General features: G+C 40.6%; 23 protein-coding genes and 2 riboswitches. Of the genes, 7 read left to right on the forward strand and 16 right to left on the reverse strand.

All coding sequences use genetic code 11. The features are described 5' to 3' along the window. Window positions 1-50: 50 nt before the first annotated feature. Window positions 51-728, reverse strand: a complete 678-nt coding sequence (locus MHH61_RS07960) for a DUF3298 and DUF4163 domain-containing protein (RefSeq protein WP_024427534.1) — start codon at window positions 726-728, stop codon at window positions 51-53. A gap of 161 nt (window positions 729-889) precedes the next feature. Here MHH61_RS07960 and MHH61_RS07965 point away from each other — a divergent pair, with 161 nt between their 5' ends. The 6 genes from MHH61_RS07965 to MHH61_RS07990 all read left to right on the forward strand — a co-directional run bounded on the left by MHH61_RS07965 (window position 890) and on the right by MHH61_RS07990 (window position 9,095). Continuing rightward, window positions 890-1,747 (forward strand): MurR/RpiR family transcriptional regulator, encoded by an 858-nt coding sequence (locus tag MHH61_RS07965; protein ID WP_024427535.1) that lies wholly within the window; start codon window positions 890-892, stop codon window positions 1,745-1,747. 198 nt (window positions 1,748-1,945) lie between these two features. Further along, window positions 1,946-2,839, forward strand: a complete 894-nt coding sequence (gene garR / locus MHH61_RS07970) for a 2-hydroxy-3-oxopropionate reductase (RefSeq protein ID WP_034624128.1) — start codon at window positions 1,946-1,948, stop codon at window positions 2,837-2,839. Between the two features lie 7 nt (window positions 2,840-2,846). Further along, complete coding sequence (locus MHH61_RS07975; protein WP_251215194.1) at window positions 2,847-4,268, forward strand: four-carbon acid sugar kinase family protein; 1,422 nt, start codon at window positions 2,847-2,849, stop codon at window positions 4,266-4,268. A gap of 49 nt (window positions 4,269-4,317) precedes the next feature. Continuing rightward, a complete protein-coding gene (locus MHH61_RS07980; RefSeq protein WP_125586898.1) occupies window positions 4,318-5,637 on the forward strand; it encodes a gluconate:H+ symporter in 1,320 nt (439 codons plus the stop codon). A gap of 82 nt (window positions 5,638-5,719) precedes the next feature. After that, window positions 5,720-5,832, forward strand: a riboswitch (SAM riboswitch). 88 nt (window positions 5,833-5,920) lie between these two features. Then, window positions 5,921-7,042 carry a 5-methyltetrahydropteroyltriglutamate--homocysteine S-methyltransferase gene (locus MHH61_RS07985; RefSeq protein ID WP_024423919.1) on the forward strand — a complete coding sequence of 374 codons (1,122 nt, stop codon included), beginning with the start codon at window positions 5,921-5,923 and terminating at the stop codon, window positions 7,040-7,042. A gap of 1,063 nt (window positions 7,043-8,105) precedes the next feature. Beyond that, on the forward strand, window positions 8,106-9,095 hold the full coding sequence (locus MHH61_RS07990) for a GNAT family N-acetyltransferase (RefSeq protein ID WP_034667859.1): 990 nt from the start codon (window positions 8,106-8,108) through the stop codon (window positions 9,093-9,095). Between the two features lie 491 nt (window positions 9,096-9,586). On the opposite strand, the gene MHH61_RS07995 is transcribed toward MHH61_RS07990, so the two are convergent. The 11 genes from MHH61_RS07995 to MHH61_RS08045 all read right to left on the reverse strand — a co-directional run bounded on the left by MHH61_RS07995 (window position 9,587) and on the right by MHH61_RS08045 (window position 22,007). Continuing rightward, window positions 9,587-11,005 (reverse strand): glycoside hydrolase family 1 protein, encoded by a 1,419-nt coding sequence (locus MHH61_RS07995; RefSeq protein ID WP_061110275.1) that lies wholly within the window; start codon window positions 11,003-11,005, stop codon window positions 9,587-9,589. Then, window positions 10,977-12,884: a beta-glucoside-specific PTS transporter subunit IIABC gene (locus MHH61_RS08000; protein WP_125586900.1), complete on the reverse strand. Its 1,908-nt coding sequence runs from the start codon at window positions 12,882-12,884 to the stop codon at window positions 10,977-10,979. The genes MHH61_RS07995 and MHH61_RS08000 overlap by 29 nt, the downstream gene beginning before the upstream one ends. A gap of 327 nt (window positions 12,885-13,211) precedes the next feature. Next, window positions 13,212-14,045 carry a BglG family transcription antiterminator LicT gene (gene licT, locus MHH61_RS08005; RefSeq protein WP_025093772.1) on the reverse strand — a complete coding sequence of 278 codons (834 nt, stop codon included), beginning with the start codon at window positions 14,043-14,045 and terminating at the stop codon, window positions 13,212-13,214. 235 nt (window positions 14,046-14,280) lie between these two features. After that, complete coding sequence (locus MHH61_RS08010) at window positions 14,281-15,096, reverse strand: YwqG family protein (RefSeq protein WP_125586902.1); 816 nt, start codon at window positions 15,094-15,096, stop codon at window positions 14,281-14,283. A gap of 170 nt (window positions 15,097-15,266) precedes the next feature. Beyond that, a complete protein-coding gene (locus MHH61_RS08015; RefSeq protein ID WP_025093771.1) occupies window positions 15,267-16,106 on the reverse strand; it encodes a methyl-accepting chemotaxis protein in 840 nt (279 codons plus the stop codon). A gap of 149 nt (window positions 16,107-16,255) precedes the next feature. After that, entirely contained in the window at window positions 16,256-16,990 is a 735-nt protein-coding gene (locus MHH61_RS08020; RefSeq protein ID WP_125586904.1) for an energy-coupling factor transporter transmembrane protein EcfT, read from the reverse strand. Continuing rightward, window positions 16,980-18,578: an ABC transporter ATP-binding protein gene (locus tag MHH61_RS08025; protein WP_125586906.1), complete on the reverse strand. Its 1,599-nt coding sequence runs from the start codon at window positions 18,576-18,578 to the stop codon at window positions 16,980-16,982. Before MHH61_RS08025 ends, MHH61_RS08020 begins: the two co-directional genes overlap by 11 nt. Next, a complete protein-coding gene (locus MHH61_RS08030; RefSeq protein WP_125586908.1) occupies window positions 18,553-19,152 on the reverse strand; it encodes an ECF transporter S component in 600 nt (199 codons plus the stop codon). The genes MHH61_RS08025 and MHH61_RS08030 overlap by 26 nt, the downstream gene beginning before the upstream one ends. After that, entirely contained in the window at window positions 19,149-19,835 is a 687-nt protein-coding gene (tenA, locus tag MHH61_RS08035) for a thiaminase II (RefSeq protein ID WP_125586910.1), read from the reverse strand. Before tenA ends, MHH61_RS08030 begins: the two co-directional genes overlap by 4 nt. An 87-nt stretch (window positions 19,836-19,922) precedes the next feature. Beyond that, window positions 19,923-20,026: riboswitch (TPP riboswitch) on the reverse strand. 56 nt (window positions 20,027-20,082) lie between these two features. Continuing rightward, the gene (locus tag MHH61_RS08040) at window positions 20,083-21,210 is read right to left on the reverse strand and encodes a hypothetical protein (protein ID WP_025093766.1); all 1,128 of its coding nucleotides are present in this window, start codon (window positions 21,208-21,210) and stop codon (window positions 20,083-20,085) included. 140 nt (window positions 21,211-21,350) lie between these two features. Further along, entirely contained in the window at window positions 21,351-22,007 is a 657-nt protein-coding gene (locus tag MHH61_RS08045) for a type 1 glutamine amidotransferase domain-containing protein (protein WP_024427546.1), read from the reverse strand. Between the two features lie 254 nt (window positions 22,008-22,261). Here MHH61_RS08045 and MHH61_RS08050 point away from each other — a divergent pair, with 254 nt between their 5' ends. Continuing rightward, window positions 22,262-22,426, forward strand: a complete 165-nt coding sequence (locus tag MHH61_RS08050; RefSeq protein WP_003214630.1) for a hypothetical protein — start codon at window positions 22,262-22,264, stop codon at window positions 22,424-22,426. 34 nt (window positions 22,427-22,460) lie between these two features. Here the strand turns inward: MHH61_RS08050 and MHH61_RS08055 are convergent, their stop codons facing one another. From MHH61_RS08055 to MHH61_RS08070, 4 genes are all read right to left on the reverse strand, one after another. Further along, window positions 22,461-22,832 carry a DUF1304 domain-containing protein gene (locus MHH61_RS08055; protein ID WP_125586912.1) on the reverse strand — a complete coding sequence of 124 codons (372 nt, stop codon included), beginning with the start codon at window positions 22,830-22,832 and terminating at the stop codon, window positions 22,461-22,463. A gap of 5 nt (window positions 22,833-22,837) precedes the next feature. Continuing rightward, on the reverse strand, window positions 22,838-23,092 hold the full coding sequence (locus MHH61_RS08060) for an ORF6C domain-containing protein (RefSeq protein WP_024427548.1): 255 nt from the start codon (window positions 23,090-23,092) through the stop codon (window positions 22,838-22,840). A gap of 206 nt (window positions 23,093-23,298) precedes the next feature. Next, a complete protein-coding gene (locus MHH61_RS08065; RefSeq protein WP_024427549.1) occupies window positions 23,299-25,680 on the reverse strand; it encodes an immune inhibitor A domain-containing protein in 2,382 nt (793 codons plus the stop codon). 189 nt (window positions 25,681-25,869) lie between these two features. Then, the gene (locus MHH61_RS08070) at window positions 25,870-26,163 is read right to left on the reverse strand and encodes a putative quinol monooxygenase (protein ID WP_024423933.1); all 294 of its coding nucleotides are present in this window, start codon (window positions 26,161-26,163) and stop codon (window positions 25,870-25,872) included. Window positions 26,164-26,173: the final 10 nt, after the last annotated feature.

The following is a 26,173-nucleotide window of genomic DNA, read 5'->3' on the forward strand; positions in this document are numbered from 1 at the left end:
TTGTTGAATAAACAGCAAAAAACGACCACTGAATCTGGTCGTTTTTCTTTTTATTTATATACCTTCGCAGGAACTTGAATCATAGGAATTCCAACATAATAAGGTGAAATTTCATATGGCTGGAAGACAACAGCAATTCCCTTTTTCGTGAAGTAATACTGCGTGTTGTAGTTGATTTCAATGTCGCTTTTTTTCAGGTTCGCGTAGAATTTGCTTTTATGTTTCTTTGTGTAGTTATAAATATAATCTCTTACTTTCGTACGCTTTTTCTTTGTTTTCACAACGTCTGTCAAGAACAACTGCTTTGTTTTTTTCTTTGTTAACACATAGTTCATGCTGGAAACCATTGTGTCTCCGTGCATTCCCCCATCATTCATGTAATCATAGTTTAAGATACTTAATTTCTTCCCATTGTTAAATTTCGTTTGAAACGATCTCTCGTACGTGATCTTCCCAAAGCCTTCTTTTTTCGCTTCGTCCTTTAAGTACAAGTAAGTAGAATAAGAGAAGGCGATATCTTCTTTTAAATCACGATTGATGGTTTTCATATGCGTCTTGCTTAGATTTTTCACCTGTGCATATTTGAACGTTTTTTTCTTCTTATAATAGTGTGTGCTTACTTTTGCTTTTTTTGCTTGTTTGGCATCAGCAGATCCAACTGGCGCAAACAAGGAAACAATCAGTGAGAAAATGAGCAGGCTGATCGTTAGGCCTTTTTTCATTGTCATAGTAAAAACCCCCATTTTTGTCTATTACCAAATGAGTATACCATGACAAAAGAACCAAAAGAAGTATTTTTTCCATATTATTCTTCATTTTTCCACATCGGGTTTGTTTACCGTTTTCATAAGTTCCTGTATGCTTAATGTAGAATGCTAGATGAAGTGTGGTGTTTATCATAGAAGAGAATATTTTTAGTCACATTCGGACAACGTTTCATAGTTTGTCCCCAACCCAGAAAAAGATTGCCAATTACATTTTACAAAACCCTCAGAAAGTTGTGCTTCATTCTATAAGTGCACTCGCTGCTGAATGCAGCACAAGTGAAACGACGATCTTTCGGTTTCTAAGAAAAATTGGCTATGAATCGTATCAAGTGTTTCGTGTCCATGTCGCACAGGATATCGCGACCAATACACCTCAATCCATATACGGTGAGATCGAGGCAACCGATAGTGTAGCTGACATTAAACATAAGGTCATAGAGTTAACAACAAACTCTATACAAGATATGAAGCATATTTTAGAAGATCATGCCGTCACACAATTCATTGAACACATGAAACAGGCACATAAAACCGTCTTTTTTGGAGCAGGCGCGTCCAGCTTTATTGCTGGGGATGCTTATCATAAGTTCCTGCAGCTTGGTTTTGAAGTGAGCCTATGCAGTGATCCGCATATGATGAATATGATTGCAACACACGCCACGGAACACGATTTTATCGTTGCAATCTCCCATTCAGGAGAGAGCAGAGAAATTCTTGACGCCGTACAGTTTGCAAAAGAAAAAGGGGCAAAGGTTGCTTCTATCACCAGCTATCCGAAATCTGAGCTCGCAAAGCGGTCTGACTTTCATCTGCTTAGTTCTTCAAGAGAGACAACCTATCGATCAGACTCCATGATCTCCCGTATCAACCAGCTTGTGATCATTGATGTACTATACGTCACCGCTGTTTTAGAGCTAGGATCAAATGCCATTGAAAACGTGAAACGATCTCGTTTAGCCGTAGCTAAAAATAAAACATAAACACAAAAGACCGGAGCTGATTCCGGTCTTTTTTTGTGACTTTTTTCATATTTTCCGTTGACACGTTCCTATCACGTCATGTACATTAAATGAACAATAGTTTATTTCCTACTATTAAATTTAAAAGATAGTATATATACTAACAAAATGAAAAGAAAGCGCTTTTTGTAAGGGTTTTCTATATAGGAGGCGGACAACGTGACAAAGAAGATTGGATTCATTGGACTAGGTATTATGGGAAAACCTATGGCACTCAATCTATTAAAAGCTGGTCATGCTTTGACAGTTTTTGACCTAAATGAGGAAGCGATTCGATCGTTACAAGAAGCCGGAGCAAAAGGTGCTGTTTCAGCAGCTGAGGCAGCTTCTGAAAGCGATATCATCATCACAATGCTTCCTAAAGGAGAGCATGTAGAGGCAGTCGTTTCAGGTGATCAAGGCATTTTAACGACAGCTGCACCTGGCACTGTCATCGTAGATATGAGCTCAATTTCTCCTGTCACCTCCAGGGCTTTAGCTGCTCTTGCCAAACAGCATCAGGTGGAATTTATCGATGCACCTGTCAGCGGCGGAGAACCGAAGGCAATAGACGGAACACTTGCCATCATGGCTGGCGGCGAAGAATCCATCTTTGAGCAAGTGAAGGATGTCCTGCTTTCAATGGGCACTGAAGTCGTATTAGTTGGGGCAAATGGCAGCGGGACAACAGCGAAGCTTGCCAATCAAATCATCGTCAACTTAAATATTGCGGCCATGTCCGAGGCGCTCGTTCTAGCTGCTAAATCAGGCATTGCCATTGATAAGATGTATGAAGCCATCCGCGGCGGACTGGCAGGAAGTGCCGTGCTCGATGCAAAAGTTCCTCTCATCTTAGAACGAAATTTTGAACCTGGCGGACGCATCGACATCAACTTGAAGGATTTAACCAATGTCATGGAAACTGCTCATGATATCGGTGTTCCTCTTCCGCTTTCTAGTCAGCTGCTCGAAATCTTCCACGCCCTCAAAGCGGACGGAAAATCCGGGCTTGATCATGGAGGCATCGTTCAATATTACGAAAAAATGGCTCATGTCGAAGTAAAGAAAGGATGAGATGGTCATGAAACAAAGCACTGACATACTGAATGCCATTCCGAAAGCAGATTCAAAGGCCATTCAATCAGCATACGAACAAGCACTGAGCAGCTTTCAGCATAAAGTTATTGTATTAGACGATGATCCAACAGGGATTCAAACCGTACATGGCGTCTCTGTTTTCACCGATTGGTCAGAGGAAAGCATTGAAGCTGGTTTTCTTGAAGACAGCCGCATGTTCTTTATTTTGACCAATTCTCGCAGTATGACAGAGAAAGAAACTGCCGCTGTGCACGAAACAATCGCTGCAACCATTGTAAAGGTGGCTGAACGGCTTAATCAGGACTTCGTCATTGTCAGCCGAGGGGATTCTACTCTTCGCGGACACTTTCCGCTTGAAACCGAAGTACTCAAAATGACCATTGAAAAGCAAAGCTCCCGCCATTTCGATGGTGAAATCCTTCTTCCTTTTTTCCAAGAAGGTGGACGCTTTACGATCGACAATATTCATTACGTACAGGAAGGACATGAATTAATTCCTGCTGGTGACACAGAATTTGCAAGAGACCGCACATTCGGCTTTCAATCATCACATCTTGGAGAATGGATTGAAGAAAAGTCAGAAGGAATGTTCACAAAAGAGAACACGACCTACATTTCGTTAGCTGATCTGCGGGCTTTACGCATTGATCAAATCAAACAACAGCTCATGGGTGTGAAGGATTTCAAAAAGGTGGTTGTAAACGCGGTGGATTATGATGATGTCAAAGTCTTTGTCACCGCTCTCATTGAAGCCATTCAAGCAGGACAGCAGCTGATGTTCAGAAGTGCGGCGGCGCTCACAAAAGTACTTGGCGGTATAGGGGATCAAGCCTTATTAACAAGAGATGACTTGATACAAGAAGAAAGCCCTCATGGTGGTCTTATTATGGTCGGTTCTCATGTGAAAAAAACAACAGAACAATTACAAGCGCTTGAGCAAAATAAAGAGATGGCTTTTATTGAATTTAATACCCACCTCGTGTTAAAGCCTGATGCCTTTCGCGAAGAAATTGACCGCGTCATTCAGCAAACTGAAACACTGTTGGCAGCTGGTCAATCTGTGGCTGTTTATACAAGAAGAGAACGGCTTGATCTTGGGGATGATCGCCAAGAGGAAGAACTAAAACTCTCTGTACAGATTAGTGATGCTGTGACAAGTATTGTCCAGCGTCTCACCATTCGTCCTAAGTATCTTATTGCCAAAGGTGGAATTACCTCCAGCGATATTGGGACAAGAGGACTTAGCGTGAAACGTGCGACTGTGGCAGGTCAAATCAAACCAGGGATCCCTGTTTGGCAAACAGGAGAAGAAAGTAAATTCCCTTTCATGTCTTATGTGATTTTCCCGGGAAATGTTGGGGCAAAGAATACGTTAAAAGAAGCTGTAGACATACTTGAAGGATAAGGCATAGGGGGTGTTGCACCCCCTTATGCACCACAAAGGAGGAAAGATCATGTCATTAGTGTTTATTGGACTTGGCGTTTTGTTATTGCTGTTACTCATGGTTGTCTTTAAGTTAAACGCTTTCATTTCTTTGATTATTGTCTCTTTAATTGTTGCTGTGTTAGAAGGGATGACACCACTAGAAGCGATCGCTTCCGTCGAAAAAGGACTTGGCAGTACGCTCGGACATCTGGCACTCGTTCTCGGTTTTGGAGCGATGCTTGGGAAATTGATGGCTGATTCTGGCGGAGCTCAGCGGATCGCGATGACACTTATTGACCGATTTGGCATCGGAAAAATCCAATGGGCGACGATGCTGACTGGGTTTGTGATTGGAATTGCTCTATTTTATGAAACCGGATTCATTATCTTAATTCCATTAGTCTTTACGATCGCTCAGGCTGCAAGACTTCCTGTGCTGTATGTGGGTATGCCGCTCGTCGCTGCACTCATCACCACACATGGCTTCCTCCCTCCTCACCCAGGACCGACTGCCATTGCGAATGTCTTTCAGGCAAACATGGGACAAACCTTATTGGTTGGGATTATTTTAGCGATTCCTGCTGTTTTAGTAGGCGGACTTCTGTTTACGAAACTATTTAAAAAAGATCAGTTGCACGCACATATCCCAAAGAACTTATTTAATCCAAAGGAATTCACAGAAGAAGAAATGCCTAGCTTCGGCATTAGCATTTTCACCGCTGTTTTGCCTGTATTACTTATGACATTCAGAGCTTTTCTAGAAATTTTCTTCCCATCCTCCCCATTGCTGCCAACCGCTGAGTTTTTAGGCGAACCAGCGATTGCACTATTAATCTCAGTGCTGCTTGCCATCTACACGTTTGGGCTTGGAAGAGGAAAGAGCATGCAGGATGTGATGAAGTCCATCACGGATTCTATCGGCTCTATTGCTATGATTCTATTAATTATTGCAGGTGGCGGCGCCTTTAAACAAGTGCTCATTGATAGCGGCGTCGATCAATACATTGCAGGAATCATGCAAGGAAGCACACTTTCTCCCCTGCTTCTGACTTGGCTCATTGCTGCTGTCCTTCGTGTCTCTTTAGGATCAGCCACTGTCGCCGGTCTCACGGCGGCTGGCATTTCTGCACCACTGATTGGCCTGACGGGTGTCAGCCCTGAATTAATGGTGATCGCAACAGGTGCTGGCAGTATCACGTTCTCTCATGTGAATGATGCGGGTTTCTGGATTTATAAAGAATACTTTAACCTATCAATGGCTCAAACCTTTAAAACGTGGACATTGATGGTCACCGTGCTTTCACTTGTCGGACTTGCTGGTGTTCTTGTCGCTGATTTGGTCATGTAGGAAATTAAATTGTAAAAACCATTGACTTTTCCCTGAAAACGTTGAATAATTGTGTTTATTAAGAAAATTGAATCAAAAGGTAACCTTATTAAGAGTGGTGGAGGGACTGGCCCTGTGAAACCCGGCAACCGCTGTTCCTAGGAACAGAATGGTGCTAATTCCTTAAGCAAGCAAATGCTTGTTTGAAGATAAGGCAGAGTTCTCACAGTATATGATGCTCTTCCTTATCTAAGGAAGAGCTTTTTTATTTGATTTTTTAACCTGAAGAAAGAAGGGATTCAGCATGACACAAGTACAAACCATTGGAAAGAAAACAACGAAACCACCATTCCGCGCAGATCAAGTAGGAAGTTTACTTCGTTCAGAGCGCATCAAGGAAGCACGCAAGCAAAAAGCAGACGGTACGCTGACAGCAGAGCAGCTCCGACAAATTGAAAACGAAGAAATTACACGTATTGTAGAGAAGCAAAAAGAAATTGGGTTAGAGGTTGTCACAGATGGTGAATTCAGACGTGCATGGTGGCATTTTGACTTTCTTGAAGGACTCGATGGAGTTGAAGGATTTGAAGCAGATCAAGGCATTCAATTCCATAACACAACGACAAAAGCTAGAGGTATCAAGGTAACAGGCAAGATCGATTTTACAGATCATCCAATGCTGGAGGATTATCGTTTCCTTCACAGCATCGCTGGTGATCATACGGCTAAAATGACGATTCCAAGTCCGAATATGCTCTTTTTCCGTGGAAAGCTTGAAGAAGGGGTGTATGACAGCTTAGAAGAATTCCACCATGATGTGGCACAAGCGTATAAGAAAGCCATCCGTGCTTTTTATGATGCAGGCTGCCGCTACTTGCAGCTGGATGATACGGCATGGGCGGTGTTCTTTTCTGAAAAAGGCCACGAACAAATCAAAGCCTTTGGCCGAGAAGAAGATGAACTTCGTGAATCGTTTGCGAAGACAATCAATGAAGCTGTTGCTGACCGCCCAGAGGATTTGGTGATTACGATGCACATTTGCCGCGGTAACTTTAAATCAACTTGGGCAGCTGAAGGTGGTTACGAAGCGGCAGCAGAAACTATTTTTGCCGGCTTAGATCTTGATGGTCTCTTTTTAGAGTTTGACGACGATCGTTCTGGCGGATTTGAGCCCCTTCGATATGTGAAGAACCCAAACCTTCAAATCGTACTAGGCCTTGTCACTTCAAAATACGGAGAGCTTGAGCCAGTTGAACAGATTAAAAAACGCATTGAGGAAGCGGCTCAATATGTAGACATTAACCAAATCTGTTTGAGCCCACAATGCGGATTCGCCTCAACAGAGGAAGGCAACCTGTTAACAGAAGAGCAGCAATGGGAAAAGCTGCGTCATGTGATTGAGATTGCAGATCAAGTGTGGAAATAGGCGAAAACTTACAGAAAAAGCTGACCTTCATAATAAAGAACCGCTTTTTTAAGCGGTTCTTTATTTTTTGTCATCTCAATCAACTTGATATTAAGTTTAATCGTATTACTTCTATAGTTGAGTTTAAAAAGATATTGAACATACGTTATCTTCTTAAAAACCATTTTTATACTCATAGGTTGTCTAACAAGTTAAGTGGATTGATACATTCAAGTCATCTTCCTAGCACAGAATATCTCCTACTGAAAATCCACCCTAATTATTAGAAATTACAATACTGCTTTTTCCATCGTTCCCTCAAGCAAACCTAAAAGTGTGACTATAGTTTATGGGGTCTCGAAGCTTTGGTTTAAATATATCGGTGAAATCAAATGCTAAGGCAACTCTTTTTCATACCAACTCATTGCCCCCTACAGGTGGTACTAAAAATTCGTTAAGATCCCTGCCTCCTCAATGATATTCACTTTATTAGATAGAGAGTATCGATATAAAAACTTGTCAAAAATTTATTGATCTAAATTAAAAAAATAAGAAAAATGTGATATTATGACTTTCGTTAGGGTATTAACTTGAAATTTAATACATAAATAGAAAAATGATTACAAGAATAAAGTTTATAAAACTACTCTTCTTGTTGAGTTTAGTAATGTAGTTATTGCTAATGGACATGTATTATAAACTTGTTTTTTCATACCTTAACACTTTATGAAAGGAGTGTACATTCATGGCTACCTTATGATGAATGTTATTTATATAATGATTTCGCCAAAGAAAATAAACTATCCGTCGATAGGTAATAAAATTATAAACCATACCCCCCATTACACCAGCACAGGTATTCAAATTATTCATTCCATCCTTTAGAATTCTCCGTTGAAGAGTTTATGGAAGTTATGATGAAATCGGAGATATTCCAACAAGTATGGATACAAACGAGCCAAAGCCACAATCTTGGTAACTTGTTAGAAATTACTGAAGAATATGATACAGATGTTCAAACTTGTATCGAAGACCTGCAAGCATTGAGTAAACAATTAATTGAAAAGGAAGTTGTATATGTAAAATGAATAAACTTAACAACGATATTTTAGAAAACATCTATAAAAACATTTCAACTAAGAGAAGCAAAACAATCGTTAATTACATTGCAATGCTAATGGCACTAGCGAGAGATAATGAACTAAACGAGGATGATTTAATTAATTGGATTCACAGCAAATTAAGTGAAATAGGATATTTTCAAGAAAAAAACCGTATATTTACTCAAAACAAATTAGATGAATTTGTCTTAGAGTTTATTGAAGGAAGAGCACTATTATATGATGATATCAGCATAACTGAAACAAAACAAAACGAATATGTCATCAGTAGCAAACTGTGGTACAAAAAGAATCCACCTGAGAGTTTTTTTTATTTTGGTATTGACCCTGAAGATTTTTCGAACTATGCACAAAAACTTGCTCAAATAAACGCCGAAAAACTAGGCATCTCAATCCATTTTTCTGAGGATCAAGCGCATGAAAAAGAAATAGCCCATATCCAGCTGTCAAAAAAATGTTCTCTTTCAGAAGAATTGATAATAACTCAGCCAAGTTCAAAAGACTTTTCGTGGTTAACATGGTTTTTTAATGAACATTGGGGTGGAACGACTATGGTGTCTAAAGGGACAACTTATAATGTTTTAAATGAAAACATTTTGTTGGCTAAACGTGGAGATTATATAGTAGGAATATTAGTTTACAAAATATTCAAAGAAGAGGCAGAAATCCTGACTTTGGAGGCTCTAGAAAAGTACCATGGTGTTGGAAGTAGATTACTTTTTGAGTTAGAACAAAATCTAAAAACACAAAATATACACTCTATTAATTTAATCACTAGTAATGATAACTTAAATGCAATTAGGTTTTATCAAAGAAAGGGATATTCTTTCAAAAACATCTATATTGGTGCAATTGATAAAGCAAGAATGGTTAAACCTACAATTCCCTCTATAGGAAATTACGGAATACATGTCAAAGATGAATTAGAATTTGAAAAAAGGTTGATACAATGACTATAAAAAGCTGACTGACTAGTTCCATGAGTACTACCAAGTTATTAATAGTCTATCCTGAGCTAGTTAAATTTTATAACATTGATTATGAATTCATACAGTGGAGAAAGATTCAGATGTATAATTACTGAATTGAAGACAGAATTGCTGCTGATAACCACTAGAGAATAGGATTCTTTTCTTAGACCACAATTGGGAAAGGGTTAAGTCTACTAGAATTTAATTTTAAATACCCTAATCATTGAAGATATAAAAGAAATACTTGAAGAATAGGTATTACCGAATTAAAACCATTATATGATTTATATGAACCACGCAACAATTTAAAGTGTGGTTTATTTTTTGTTCAATTTTGTCTTTTTCATAAAAAAGGCATTATCACCATCAAGCCCCTAGAGGAGACCCAATGAATGATAATGCCTGATTCAAATTGTTTTCACCGTTTCAAGACACTATATGTTCTTAAAGGAGCGAAACAATATTTTCTCTGTTTAGTAATCCAAATGTTCCCCATTTGTCGCAATCACTTGTTTATACCAATCGAAGCTTTTCTTTTTCTTTCTATCTAATGTACCGTTTCCTTCATTATCACGGTCAACATAAATGAAGCCGTAGCGTTTTTTCATTTCAGCCGTTGATGCGCTGACAAGGTCAATTGGGCCCCAGCTTGTATAACCGATCAGGTCAACTCCGTCTGCGATCGCTTCTCTCGCCTCTAGCAAATGGCTTCTGAGGTAATCAATTCGGTAATCGTCTTGAATTGATCCGTCTTCTTCTACTTGATCGACAGCACCCAATCCATTTTCTACGATAAACAATGGCTTTTGGTAGCGGTCATACAGCTGATTCAGTGTTGTACGAAGTCCTTTCGGATCAATTTGCCAGCCCCAATCACTTGCTTCTAGATAAGGGTTTTTCACACCTTCAAATAAGTTACCGCCAGTCACTTGTCCAAGAATCTCTGGATCTGTACTTGTCACAAAGCTCATATAATAGCTGAAGCCAATATAGTCCACTGTATGGTTTCTTAAAATGTCTTCGTCCCCTTCTTGGAACTCGATGTTAATGTCATTTTCAAGGAAATAACGTTTCATGTAACCTGGGTAATAACCTCTTGCCTGTACATCTGAGAAGAATAATGTTTTACGGTCTTGCTCAATTGCAGCAAACATATCTTCTGGTCTTGAGCTGTACGGATAAGTTGTCATCGCTGCAATCATACAGCCGATTTTCGCATCAGGAATGATTTCGTGTCCTGCCTTGACAGCCAAAGCACTTGCAACAAATTGGTGATGTGCTGCTTGATATTGAATGCTTTTCTCGTCATCACCCTCTTCAAATACAAGTCCGCCGCCAGTGAAAGGCGCATGTAACACGACATTGATTTCATTGAATGTCATCCAATATTTCACTTTGTCTTTAAAGCGAGTGAACAATGTTTTAGCGTATGTTTCATAAAGATCCACAAGCTTGCGGTTTCTCCATCCGCCGTAGTTTTTCACAAGTGCGAGCGGCATTTCATAGTGAGAGATGGTGACAACTGGCTCAATTCCGTGCTTATGCAGTTCATCAAATACTTTTTCATAAAAAGCGAGGCCTGCTTCATTCGGTTCCGCATCGTCGCCATTTGGGAAAATACGCGGCCAAGAAATGGATAATCTGAAGCACTTGAATCCCATTTCTGCAAAGAGTGCAATATCTTCTTTATAGCGATGGTAGAAATCGATTGCATCATGATATAAGTTAAGGTCTTTCATTGATTCATCGAATGGGTGCATAATACCATTTGGTGACACATCAGCTGTCGATAAGCCTTTTCCATCTTGATTATATGCGCCTTCAACTTGGTTGGCTGCAACAGCGCCGCCCCATAAGAAACCTTTAGGAAATGTTTTTTCTAACTTGTTCATGTTGAATACCCTCCTCTTTTTCTTCTACACTGACTGTAAGTAGTGTCTCTTTTACTGTAATCGTTCCATCTGTTTTCGCATCAACTTGTGCATAATCATTCGTGTTGGTGACAATAACAGGTGTGGTGACATCATAGCCTTCTTGCTGAATGCCCTCGATATCAAAATCAATGAGTACATCTCCTGCTTGAATCAGATCACCTGACTGCACATGACTTGTGAAATACTTTCCGCCAAGTTTTACCGTGTCAATCCCGACATGAATGAGAAGTTCTGTACCTTGTTCACTCTTCAAGCCAATGGCATGTTTTGTGTGGAAAATGGTTTCAACCTTGCCGTTGAACGGTGCTACAACACGCCCAGCTGTTGGTACAATAGCTGCTCCTTTACCCATGATTTCATTAGAGAATGTTGCATCATTTACTTGATTGAGCGGCTTTAGTTGACCTTCAAGCGGGCTTTGTACCACTTCATTTTGAAGTGCTGCTGTGTCTTTCTTTTCTTCTGGTTTGTCTGCTTTTGTATCATCTTTCACTGGTACATCTTTGAATCCGAGAACAAGTGTCATGATCGTTGCTACAACAAATCCGATCACTAAACCGATGATTGAGTAGACAAATGTTGGTCCAATGAATGTTGGTAGTCCTGGGAGGCCTGCTGATCCAGATATCACATATGATTTTACTTTAAAGATTGACATGAACACGCCGCCTGCTGCTGCACCAATAAGGGCTGCAAGGAACGGTTTTTTCAATCGCATGTTCACACCATACATAGCAGGTTCAGTAATTCCCATTAAGGCTGTGATACTTGTAGACATCGCCAATGATTTGAATGTTTTGTTTTTTGATCTTAAGAAGACACCGAATGCTGCGCCTGCTTGTGCCATATTCGCTACAAACATCATTGGAAGAATGTAGTCAAAACCGTTTAACGTAATGTTGTTGATCATGATTGGAAGCAATGCATAGTGCATGCCGGTAATGATCAATGGTGACATGAATCCGCCGATCAAGAGTCCGGCCAAAAGACCTGCATGTTTAAACAATAAATCAATTCCACCTGAAAGGCCACTTCCGATAATCCCGCCAAGCGGTCCAACCGCGATGAGCATAACTGGTACAACGACTAGAAGTGTGACCGTTGGAACAAGAATGATCTTTAATGATTTCGGACTATATTTTTCTGCGAATCTTTCAACATATGAACCAAGCCAGATGGTGAGTAGAATTGGAATCACCGATGAAGAGTACACAACGGCAACCACTGGCAAGCCTAGAAATTCTGTATTTCCCGCGCCCAGTAAAGCGGTTAACTGCGGGTGCAGTGCTGCTGCTGCAATGGCAGCCGCGATATACTGATTTGTGCCAATTTTTTTGGCTACGCTTACAGCAAGCAGAATCGGTAAGAAGTAAAAGGCTCCATCTCCGATGGCTGTTAAAATCGCATACGTACTGCTTTTATCTGATATCCACTGGAATGTGAGCATCAGTGCCAAAATCCCTTTGATCATACCGGCCCCAGCGATGGCTGGAAGAATCGGTGTAAAGACACCAGAGATAAAATCGAATAGCTTTGATATCACATTTTGTTTTGACGCTTCTTCTGTACCGCCTGACTTTACATCAGATGATAGACCTGAGTCAGCGATCATCGCTTGATAGACATTTGAGACATCATTGCCGATAATGACATGATATTGGCCTCCGCTTTGATTCACGCCCACGACGCCGTCTGTTGATTGCAGCTTTTCTTTATCTGCCTTGCTTTCATCGTATAAGTTGAAGCGAAGTCTTGTCATACAATGTGTAACTTGCTTAACATTTTTTTCACCGCCGACAAGTTCTAGCACTTCTTTTGCTGTTTGTTTGTGGTTCATTGTGTTACCCTCCAATCGTTGATTTCATCTTGATATAGAAAAAACCTAAACATCCATTAATGTCCGAGAAATAGCGATTCAGACATTAATCGATATTTAGGTTTTGCCTGCTTAACCAGTAACAATCCTTCATAGCGATTGATCGTTATTTAATTTTTATAAGTCTTTAGATATAAAAAAACCTAAATCATGCCTTATCAAAGATAGGGACAATGATTTAGGTTTTGCCTGCTTGACCAGTAACAATCCTAAAAGATTGTGGGTTATTTAGTTTATAGTTATAAATTATCATGTTAATTTTGTGATGTCAACGCTTTCTTTTTGAATTTATTTTCTTTTTATTACTCTGTCTATATGCAAAGTTAAATATAGCATTTCATCTTCTATGAGACTTCGGTTGTATTCTTTTTGAACATACTCGTTAATTTTTTCTGCGCATTGAAAAGCAGCAGTGTTTTTCTCTTTTACCACTTCATACAGAAACTCATTTTGATTTTCCATTTGTGTTTCGTTAAACAGACGCTGTCCAAAAAACTTCAAATGCGTCACAAATCGGAAATAATTTAATGATTCCTCGTCTAAATCAATTTGAAAGTGATATTTAACGATGTTTAAAATGTCTTGAATAAGTTTGGTGATTTGAATCACGTTTGGCATTTCCTCATTGAGCTCTGCATTGACAATATGCATGGCAATAAAGCCAGCTTCATCCTCAGGAAGATGGATGCTCAGCTTGTCCTCAATGATCCGAATAGCTTCTAAACCGCATTTGAACTCATCTTTATACAGCCGTTTGATTTCCCAGAGCAAGGCATTTTTGATATCCATTCCTTTTTGATGACGTTCAATGGCAAAGGTGATATGATCCGTCAGCGTCACATAGATGCTGTCATTTAAATTTTTGTTAAGGGTTGTTCTCGCATGCTCAATAATCGCCTCACACACTTGCATATACTCGATTGGAATATCATAAAGCAGGGTTTTGAATTTTTCTGATATATCTTTATTTTGAATAGAAAATACTTTTTCGATTCGTTCTTCGTCAATCGGGTCTCCGCTTTTCTTTTGAAACGCGATCCCTCTGCCCATAATGACCAGCTCATGCTGCTCGTCATCATACGCACTGACAACATTATTATTGATTACTTTAGAAATGATCAATTGATACCCCCCAGTACATTCCGCTTTTTCGAGCATTTTATCGTTGATTCATATGTCATGTTATTATTATTTTCAAAAAAGAGGACTTTAAGATGATTTTACATTTTTTTTTGATCCGGTCAACTAGAAAGAATGACATATTACCTCTCAAAAATGACGAAATAGGGGCAAAAAAGTCTAAAAACATACACAAAAACACTCTAAAAAGAGTGTTTATAGTGTGTTTTTTACAAAATCAGGAGCAATCCCAATTATAGACGACATTCTCGAAATTTTTTCGTTTAAGGTCTTCTGGTTTGATAAAAAAGTTGGCAATACCGCAATCTCCCCACATCAAATCTACTTCATCATCTGAGTCAATTTGTAATAACAGAACGGTATGTTCTTGATCTACATAGGTACGCGGGTCTTCTTGTGTAAACCCTGGGTACCCGCCCAATTTGTGACCAAAGCCACTCGCTGTTTCATAAAATTCATCCAGCAGGGCATCTGCTTCATCGCCATTAACACCTTCTGCATCTTCGAATAGGTCCCAGCTGTTCTTTCCTGTGACTTTTTCAAAGCGGAAATCTCCTACACTGATCGTTTCGCTTGATAATTCACCTGTAATTGCGCCTTCCTTCGTCACAGGAAAATAAAAATCGTCTGGAATTTTCACAAAAGAAAAATCAGTCATTAACTCTTCTTCTGCCAAGAAAGGTTCCTCAATAAATTTGATGCGAAAATCTTTTTGCTCTGTTTTATGGTCAATATTCATCCCATAAAGATCATCATGCACAGAAATAAAAACTTGCAAAAGTCCTGTTTCTGGATAATCCTTCATCTTGGGCAGCAGGCCGAAATTAATTTGCGCCAAAAGTTTCATAGGATGTCCTTCGCCGTCAACTGGATATTCGTCGTTTTTTGGAAAATAAGGATCACCAGCTATTTTGCTGTCGTATGGTCCTGTTTTTCCTTGTTTCATCTGCAATTGAATCATTGGTTTTTCCGTTTCATCTAACAACGGACGGTAGGGTGCAAGTATTTCTTTCAGCTTCGCTGATTGTGTCACGATGATCTTCCTCCTTATGAATAGGTCTAATGACAAAACTAGTCTCTCTTTTTCTATCATACAGAAGTGTATCCTGCCTGTCAGCGATAAAACGGTCATAATCCTAACAAGTTTCTCACCTTGAAATGATAAAAAAAACCTCCGATTCAGCTGGAGGTTTTGTCGTTCTTTTATTTCACTTGATAGTTTACTAAGTCGTTTGCTAATGCTTTCATCGTTTCGTTTGTTTCGTGAAGACCTTCAATAATTTTCGTAAAAGTGCCTACTAGTTCTGCTTGATGCTCAGAGGAAGCGACAATTTGCGCAATTTCTTCTTCCATTCCTTTGATCGACCCCTGTACATCTTTTAGGGCTGTTTCAATATCAGTCGTCGCCTGTTTCGCATGAGTTGACAGCTTTCTCACTTCTGTTGCGACCACTCCAAAGCCTGCTCCTGCTTCCCCTACTCTTGCAGCTTCTATTGATGCATTGAGTCCAAGTAAGTTCGTTTGATCAGAGATACCTTTGATGAGATTGGACACTTGATTGATTTTAGAGGAATTTTCGACAGTGGTTTTCGTATTTTGTAGAATTTGTTCACTTGTCGCTTGTAGTTCCTCTGAATGTGCGGCAACCTGCTGTACCATTGCGACTAGTTTTTCGGAAGCTTCGTTGCTCTCCGTCATGATGTGATCTAATCGTTGTTGATTCGTTTGGTCATATGCCACACAGAAGGCAGCAACCACTTGACCTGATTCATCATTAATTGGAACGGCTACGATATCCATTGGAATCCCGTATACTTCTTTCGGAATTTGGATAAACGATGGTTCTCTCCCATTTTTCAACATCGCAAAGTTTTGGAATCCAGCATCTAGTGCATCACCAGCTTTAAATCCTAAATCAATATTCCCATGCTGCTGATAGTAAAGAACCTTCTCTTTCCCTAAAACAGAAAAGGTTAGCTGCTCTCTCATAGCGAGTCCAATGATTGGTAAAGCGTCTATTATGTTATCGATTCTCTGTGACATTCGCTTACGTTCATCCTCTCTTTTTCTAGTACACCTTCTTTATCGGTTCGTTATATGATCTATTACAGCCTGTAATGTGTACTAATATCAATCAAATGACCTAAGACATATAAAAAGCCCACATTCTATCAAGAGAATGTGGGTGTTTTTTAAACAAAGTAAATGCACATGAAGACACTGATACCGATGAGAAAAAGATACATATAGTCAATCCATGAGGTGCTGATGATATGATAATACGTTCGCTCTCTCGTCCCTGTGAAGCCCCTGGCTTCCATTGCAATCGCTAAGCGTTCTGATTTTCGTACGCCTTGCGTAAAAAGGGGCAATGCATAACGCATAAAGGCTTTCCAGCTGTTTTTTTGCTTGTAGCCTCTGATTTTGTGTGCAGCTTTCATTTGTTTTAATTCACTTTGAAATAACGGAATAAACCGGAAGCCGGCAAGCATGCCATACGCCCATTTTGGGGACATTCGGCATTGATGAATCAGACTCATCATAAATGCCGTCAAATCTGTTGTGGACGTAAAAAGGAGACCAAATGTCACAAATCCCAGCATTCTAAAAGCGATGGTGAGCCCATTTCTTAAACTCTCCTCTGTGATATGAAACCACGCCCACTTCCAAACGGTATGATCCCCCTTGCCGAAGGCCGCCATCATCCAAAAGACGAGAATAAAAAAGAGCAAATAAGGGACAAGCCTTGTAACGAGATACTTCATATTCCATCCACCTAAAACAACTCCAATGCCAAGAGCAAACAGCCAAATGATAAAGGTAGTTTTAGGGTCAGAAATCGACATGAGACAGCCCATCGCAAGCAGATGAGCGAGTAATTTCATGACTGGATTCACAGTAGAAAGAAAGGAGTGATTACTTTGCAATCGTCAGCACGTCCTTTCTTTCTGCCACATAGCGATAATGTAAAGGAGCTCTCAGCTGATAAGCATCGACAAGTTCTTGATTTGAAAATAAATCATAAGGGGTGCCATCATAAACATGCTTCCCTTGATGAAACAGAAGCACTTGATCGGCACACTCATCGACAAGCTCCATATCATGTGTGACCATCACAATGGTCGTACCTTGGCGCTGACGCTCTTTTAAACGCCTCATCAATTCCTTCGCCGTTTTTTCATCCTGCCCGAAAGTCGGCTCATCTAACAGCAATACATCTTGATCAAAAAGGAGCATCGTGGCAACACTTAATCTTCTTTTTTGCCCTAAGCTTAAGGTGAAGGGATGTGCTTTTGCATGATTCTCTAAACCGAACTCTTTCAGCAGCTGAACCGTTTTTTCTTGTACGACTGATTCTGGCCAGTTTCGCTGTCTGCCGCCAAAGGCAATTTCATCGAATACTGTGTCTTGTATAAATTGAAGCTCTGGATTTTGAAACACAAAGCCTGCTTTTTCATATAGTTCTCGGTCTGACCACTTTTTTAGAAGTGTATCTTTTAAGAAAATGTGGCCTTTTTTCGTTGGCTCTAAACGAACCAAATGTTTGAGAAGTGTGCTTTTCCCACTTCCATTTTCCCCGATGATCGCCACCCAATCCCCTGATTTGATATCAAGCTGGAGATCACTCATAATCCTTTTTTTCCCGTAGCTTAATTGAAGATTTTCTGTACGTATCATTGTCTTTCGTTCGATTGATGGCACTTTTTTTCGCTGCTCTTTTCGTGTTTTAAAAGTTTGCATAAAGGTTTGACTCAGTGGATGAAATGGATCTTGAATGATCGTGGACCATTTCTCGGGAAATAATTTGGGCCGCCAAATACCAGCCTCTTTCATTTCTTCCTCATATGCCGTGAGCACATCTTTTGGAGCTCCATCTGCTAAAATGCTGCCTTGATCATCTAATAAAATCACCCGGTCCATCCATTCGATGACACCGTCAAGCACATGCTCTACAAAAATCATGGTCTGCTGCTGATCGGCTGCAAGCTGCTGCAGCAGTTGAAATATGTCCATTCTACCTGCCGGATCAAGCTGTGCGGTTGGTTCATCAAAGAATAGAACATCCGGCTGTAATGCGAGTAAACAAGCAAGTGCCAATCGCTGCTTCATGCCGCCAGATAAAATGTGAGTCTCTGTATGCGGATCGACATTCAGTTGGACTTTTTGCATGAGCTGCTGAATGAGGTCATCCATCTCTTCACGAGGGACGGAACGGTTCTCTAAGCTAAAGGCAATTTCTTCATTGACGCGGTGCATACAAAACTGAGAGTCTGGATCTTGAAACATCACGCCTGTATGTCTTTGCAGCACCACTTCGCCCTGCATGTCTGCTTCCACATGCTCTGGAATGATTCCAGCCAGAACCGAAATGAGCGTGGATTTCCCGCTTCCGCTCGGTCCTAAAATAAGCACCTTTTCCCCTTTTTGAATCGTAAGGGAGATTTGATGCAAAACGGGCTTAGGCTGTTCATAAAAACGGACAGAGAGTTCATTGCACGTGAGAAATGAATTCATGCTGTTCACCTTTGTTTCGTTTTTCTTTCATGATGGCATATTGATTCAGTACACCTGTTTTGGATAGTGCGTCCACCACCACTTTCGCAAGGCAGCCGCCAAGTATCATTCCACTGATAATTTGAGTCACAAGGGTCATAAGTAAAACTTGAGGCGTGTAATAACCAAAGCCATTTGCCACGAGACTGTACGCCATCGCTCCGATAGCGGCAAAGGCACCAGAGAGCATCAATGTCCACATGCGATACCGTTTATAACCAAAAAGAGCGAAGGCGATTTCTGCCCCAAGCCCTTGGCATACACCAATTAGCAGAGCTGAAAGTCCGAAGTGGCTGCCTGTCAATAATTCCACAGCCGCGGCGGCTGTTTCCGCAATCAGAGCAGCCCCCGGCTTTTGAATGATATATGCAACGATTGGACTGGCAATGACCCATATTCCAAACATGATGTTGCCTCCTGCTGGGCCAACAAGTGCTGTAATCGGTAAGTATAGCGTGGACCATCCTAAATAGATCACACCACACGCAACGGATAAAATCACCGCAAGGACGACTTCTTTCATCTTCCATGTCATGATGAATGCACCTCCAGTTGAACTGGCCACTCTTCAACAGTGAAGGCCATTTCCCAAAACTTGTACTCGAGCTGGCAGCTTAAGATAAAGTGCTGTTTCATTTTTTCCTTTTCCTTCTCACTTGCTGCTTCCGCCAACTGATCGAGCCGCCTGCAAAGCTCACCTGTAACAGAATCGGTTAATCCTCCATAAAACGTGATCCACTCATAAAACGGATGTGACGGGTCTGGCTGCACATCTGTAAGCATTCGTTTCCCTATTTCCCAATATGTCCAAGGACATGGAAGCAGGACAGCGATGATTTCACCAAGCGTGCCTTCTTGCGCAACTTGCAGCATGTGATGAATATAGTGGTGAGCACTCGGAGCCAAAGAAGCACCTTGGAGCTCATCATATGCGACTCCTGCCACTCGGCAAAGGTTTTGATGAGGGTGCGTCTCACTATCTAGTACAAACGCAATCTGCTGATGGAAAAACGCAATATCCTCCCTGTCTGTACATCTGCTGAGCGCTGCTGCATAAATTTTAATGAATGCTTGTAAGTATTCTGCATCTTGTTTGACATAATGAATGATTTGTTCCTTTTCCAGCTTTCCTGCTGCCAAGCCTCTGACGAACGGATGCTGATAAATGGCTTCAAATAACAGTTCTGCTTCTTTCCTTAATTGCGTAGAAAATGTCATAAAAAAAGCCTCCTCTTCTTCAGTTGAATAAATGAAAAAGCCACCCCAAATGGAGCGGCCTTCTTATCGATTCAATCATGAATAAGACAAGGTCCAGCTCCACTTCCCTCCGCTAGTACGAACTAGATCAGGTTCAAAGGGTCCAAGATTTTCTCTTGTCTCAGTCATACATGACTCCCCTAGTGGACTTTTGTCATTTAATTATCTTTACTCTACACATGTGGCGATTTGATGTCAACCGCCTTTCTTAATTCAACGTTCTGATTGTTGGCAGCTTCTCGATCCCTGCAGCATAGTAGAAATTCAGCACACTGAAGAAATCAATCGGCTTTCCTGTTTTTAAATCTACAGCTAAAATATGATCACCGTAATTTGTCATATCATCAATATCTAAGCGTCTTGGTGTTGTCTTCCCGAGTGTATCAACAAAGCTACTATGGTAGTACTGCCCGCTAGCAAACGATGATTCATGATACATAAATAAAGTCTCCACATCTAAGTAGACGAGAATGGCCTCAGAGGAACTTGCATATGGAGCGGAATACGACACTGGTGCCGAAATACTTTTCACTTTCACACTGTCAACAGAATGAGTTCTCTGTTCATATTTTCCATCATATGAGAAGTAAAACACACGCTCCCATTTATAATCGGCGGTCTTTGTTTGCTTATTGTACACTTTTGTACCATTTGCGAAAACATCACCGTTTGCATACTCAGCTACAAAATATTGCAAGGTGGACGAAAGGGATACAGCCCCCGTGAAATTGGGCGGGTTTTTTGCATTCACTTGTATCGTGTAGGAGTCTCCAAATTCTCCGCCGCTTGTAATACCGAATGCATAATCACCTGCTGGTAAATTGGTCAATCCAAGCAGGCTGCCTGCCGGTTGAATTAAATCTGTCGGGTAGGCTTGTCCTGTTTCATAATCAACAACAAATAATTGAACAAAATAATCAGGGTTTGAAGAGGTAATCCGGCTGATGAGAGCCTGAGGTGAAGATGTGCTTAAAAACCATAAATCAACTGGGTCGTCCTCTGTTAAGACAGCCGATTGATTAATAGCTAGTCCATCAATGGAGCGAACGGCAGACGTGCGCATTTTGCCTTCTTTAGCAGCTTTTCGTTTGATACTGATTCCTTTCTTCTTATTCACTTTAAATGATTTTTTCACTTGCTTCTGTTGAATAGCGGTTCCTTCATCCTGCTTCAAAAACGATTCTTGCACTTGCTGAATCGCTTTTTCCGTCAGTGGTGATATTTTCCCTTCTGATTTCGGTGCTTCTTCTGCTTTTAATGCTGGTGAAAACAAACCTGTTGCGACGAGTAAAACAGACAGTAAAGCTGCGGTGATTTTGACATAAAATGCTCTCACAGGAACATCCCCTTTTTCCTCATTTGGGTTTTTTACCCTGTGATTATTTTACCATTCTTCTAATTATTGTTTTGGTCTTTTTTGGGACATTTTTATAACAAAAAACCAGCCGCATGAGTTACGACTGGTTTTTGATCGTTTTATGCAATGGTTTTGACAAACAAGCGTGCTGTTTCTGCACTTGATCCCGGGTTTTGTCCAGTGATGATTTGTCCGTCAACGACAGCAAATGGCGCAAAGGCATCTCCTTTTTCAAACGCTGCCCCCTGCTCACGAAGTTTTGTTTCCAATAAAAATGGAACTTTTGATGTCAGCTGCACGGCTTCCTCTTCTTCGTTTGTGAAACCTGTGATTTTTTTGCCTTCGATAAATGATTTGCCATTTTGGTCCTTCACATCAACGAATGCTGAAACACCATGACAAACGGCTCCGATCGCACCATTTTTATCTGAAACCGCTAAAATCGCATCCGCTACCAGTTGATTAGACGCAAAGTCGATCATAGGGCCGTGCCCTCCAGCAAAGAAAATTCCGTCATAATCTGCGGGATTCACATCTGTAAGCGCCTTTGTGTCTTGAAGTAATTCATATACATCTTGATATTGCGCTGGGACACCTTCAGGAATTGAATTTTTGTCAATTGGTACAGTGCCACCTTGAATAGAGACAATTTGTACTTCTAGTTCATTTTCTTTAAAAATATGAAATGGCTCTGCTAACTCTTCTAGCCATAAGCCTGTTGGATGTCCATTCATTTCCGGGCTGCTTGTCGATACTAATAACACTTTCTTACTCATCTTGATCATCCTTTCGATTTATCCTGTGGCTATTTTATATTTTGCACAATTAATATCAAGCAATATGACTTTAGGCCAGCTCATTATGTTATACCCGATTTTCTAAAAAATATGGTATGACTCCAAATCTAATCAATATGTCACATTCTATTGGTAGGGAATTTCATGTAAAATTGTCATTGAGTGATATAATATGAGGAAAGATTGACAGTTCTCTCGTCACATGAGGGGATTTTTAAAGGAGTGGAAAAGAGATGAAAACCTATTCGATTGTGATGATCATCATCACGCTCTGTATTATATTGGCCGTCTTTTTGATGAACCTAACGGGGGTCATGTACGGAAAAATCATTTTGGCCGTTGCCGTAGCCCTTTGTCTAACATCCATTATTCGTTTGATGGGTCTTCGAAAAAGATAAAAGCCGCCCTCACTAGGGGCGGCTTTATTTAAGATTAGATCGCCAGCATCAGTGCAATGAGTGCAAGCAGTGCTGGTACTCCTTGTTTGATGATAATTGATTTATTGGATGTTACACCGCCAAATACTGCGGCGATGAGCACACAAAGAATGAAAAACAGCTGAATCATATATCCAACGTTATTCGATCCAAGAATGAGCCCCCAAATGAGTCCTGCAGCTAAAAACCCGTTATAAAGCCCCTGATTGGCAAACATTACTTTGACATTTGGATCTTTTTGCAAGTGTTCTGGCAGTTTAAAAGACCGCTTCGCCATCTTTGATTCCATAAAAAACATTTCTAATAACATGATGACAATGTGTTCTAATGCGACAATTCCTACTAAAATGATTGCTAAAATATTCAATTTAGTTAATTCCTTTCTGATAGACGTTCACGAATCTCTATTTTGTCCGTGTATAAATCAAAGTCTTGTATCAATTCTAGCGCTTCTGTAAAGCGACTTTGTGGAATGTCTTTCATTTTTCTCACACCGAATTCCTTTTTAATAAAAGCCATGATGGTATTGATATGAAGCTTACCGTGGCCAGCATACTCCAAATGGCTGCAAAAAGTCTGCATCGTCCCTCGAATCACCTTTAATTGCTTGGCAGTGACACAACTCATTGGTAACGCTCATCCTTTCCTTTGTTTTAACAGCTAAAAAGAATCATGGTTGAAAGAAAAACCTTCCAGTGTCTATTATATAATGGTTTCATTCGGATATCAAAATAAAAAAGAACAGACATTCGATTTAAAAAACAATCGTGCCCTCACAATCCTTTTCTCACATATCAAAAAGCCGGATTCAATGGTAGAATCCGGCTTTCTATTTAGTTACTTTTCGAAATTAACACCTTTCCAACAGAACGATCCTTACTTTGTCCAACGACTTTAAAGGATAACCCATATGTCGGTACATCGCGTCCTGCATCTGGGTTGTTTGGATTCACATAATTCTTTTTATCACTAAATGTACGAGCCGGGCGAATGTAGCGATCTTGCAAAGTTAAGCCCGTTGTTGCTGTATAATCTATATTCAGCTTCGTACTTGGATTCAAAGAGAATGCTGCATCATGTACTTGGAACCCTGTTGCGGCAATGGAACCGTCACTCCATTTTAATACTTGCTGATCTGCATCTACTACGCCAAGGAAGCCGTTCCCCGGATGTTTTCCTACCCAGTTATCACTGTATGATTGATCGACATACCAAACGACCAACCCGTTATTATAGCTCATCAGACTTGCCCCGCGTTTAATATGCTTTAAGCCTTTATCGACATCAGCATAAGAGCGCCACTCTAGTAAATAGTATTGTGCTGCATATTGTTTTCCATTAGATTTTGAGAATCCATTAAAGGTAAAAGTAGACGTGCCCTCGGCATCATCTGACCATACTTTCGTTCCATCTGCCGTGATGTTCAGGTCATCTACGAATAAGCCTGGAAGTGAATAGCCTGCATCAGTTGTGTAACGGAATTGTAGGTCGATTTTCTTCCCTGCGTAAGCAGACAGGTCAAAGGCTGCATCTACCCAGCCGTCTGATTTTCCGTCGATGCCATTGCCTTCGTTTGCACCTGCTTCATTTCGATCATTCGTGATGTTACCTGCGATGGTCTTCCATTGGTCAGTCCCTGTTTCACGCACTTCGACATACGCATAATCATAATCTTCTTCAATATCGTACCATGCTTTAAATGTCAGCTCTGCTTTGCTTCCTTTTGACAAATCAATACCTGTTGTCGTCATGGTTGCATTCAAATTGTCACCCGTTCCGCTGAAGTACGAATATTTCCCTTGAGCAGGTGTCGTGACGACAATCTCTTTATCTGGTAAATCGACTCGAACGGCATCATGGTTCGTTCCTTTTGTTGCTGCTTCATCAATTAATACTGTTTTGCTTTTCTTTAATGTTTTACCATCGATGGTTTGTCCAGAAAGCCAGTTGCCTCCATGCAGATTTTGAAGCATTTCTTTCGCATATGGGCTAAAGCCTGTCGGTTCCGTACCAGGAACTTTACCTGCCCAGCTTCCGCTTGACATGATCGACCAGTAAGAAACGGGCTCTCCTCTGCCTGTGTACTGTGTATCGTACTCGTCAGGAAGACCAAGATCATGTCCGAATTCATGTGTGAACACACCTGCTGCGCCATCTTCAGGCTCGATGGTGTAATCCAACGCGCCTAATTTCCCGCCTTGACCAACTTCAGATTCAGTATCCGGAATTTCAAATACATCACCAAGTGACCAGCGGTGTGACCAAATCGCATCAGCGCCAAGTTGTCCGCCGCCTGCTTCTTCACCTACGCCGGCGTGAACGACCATCAGATGGTCAATGATGCCGTCTGGCTCGTTATAAACACCGTCGCCATCAATATCATAGCGGTCCCATTGATCATACTCGCTTAGATCAATATTCGGATCTTTTGCTGCTGCTTCGAGTGCTTCTTTCACCAATTCGCGCGGTCTGCCGTCACTGCCTGAATCGTCAGGTACGTTCCCACCGTAATAAGCTGCTTCATGCTTCGCTGTATACCATCCTGCAACTGTTCCACTGACTGTGTAACTCCCGCCGGACTGCTTTTCATAATATTGCTTCATGGATACTTTCCGTTTCCCATCTGGACCGATGTAGCCATTTTTTCCGAAAAGCATATCTTGATAGTGCTGTTGATCGTACTTGTCATAGTACATATCAGTCTCTTCTTTTTTGATACTATTATGCTTATAATCTTTAAAATCTACTAATAAAACCAATACTTTATCATTGCGGACGTCACCTTTATACTTTTCCTTTTTGACCGGTTTTACTTGATTGCTTTCTTTTCCTTTATGCTTCTTTAATTTTTTCTTTTTGGCAAGTTTGTTATGTACCTCTTGTTTGTATTCTTTCAGGAATTCAGGCTCTTCTGTTAAGGTGCTGGCACTTTGTTTCATTGCTGATTCTTCTTTTTTCTTTAGATAGTTCTTTAATGCTTTTTGGGTTTCTGCTTCATTGGCATTCTTTTTGATCTTTCCTTGTTTTTTCAAGGCTTTGACAAGACGGTCTTCATTCACGACACTTGAGTCAAATGGAATACCTGAATAATGACCGCCATCAGAGGATGTTGATTTTTCTGTGGTGTGGGCAGATAGAGGGGTGCTGAAAGCTGTCAATGTGCCTAAACTTAGGACAGCGGTTAGTGCAATTTTCGTCCATTTCCCTTTTTTCATATTGGTTCCTCCCTATTTTGGTAATAAATAATATCTAATTCTAGCATATTCCAATATAGTTAAGTCGAAAAACATTTTATTTTCAGAAATTTTGTGGAAAATGCACAATACGTGAATGAAATGGGTGGAACCATATGTCGAAAATAAAAGAACCCTAGGCGATAACCGCCTAGGGTGTTTGTTGTTTTTCTATGAAAGCTGCTGGCCTTGAAAGGCAACCACGTCAAGTGGAGCGGCTAAGAATTCTTTTGCCTTCGCTACGAAAGCCTGGAAATGAGCACTTGCATTATGGCTCTGAACCGCAGCGTCATCTTTCCACACTTCTACCATTAAAAAGGTATTTTCCTTTTCTGTATCCTTGAACAGCTTGTAGGAAACATTGCCTTCTTCAGCCTGTGAAGCTTTCATTAACTCGTTGATTTCTTCTAAAAATACGTTTTCTTTTTCTGGATGAATGGTCATCCCTGCATGAATAATAATCATTTGATCGTCT

The organism is Bacillus sp. FSL K6-3154 (assembly GCF_040869395.1).
Lineage (GTDB): Bacteria > Bacillota > Bacilli > Bacillales > Bacillaceae > Bacillus > Bacillus safensis.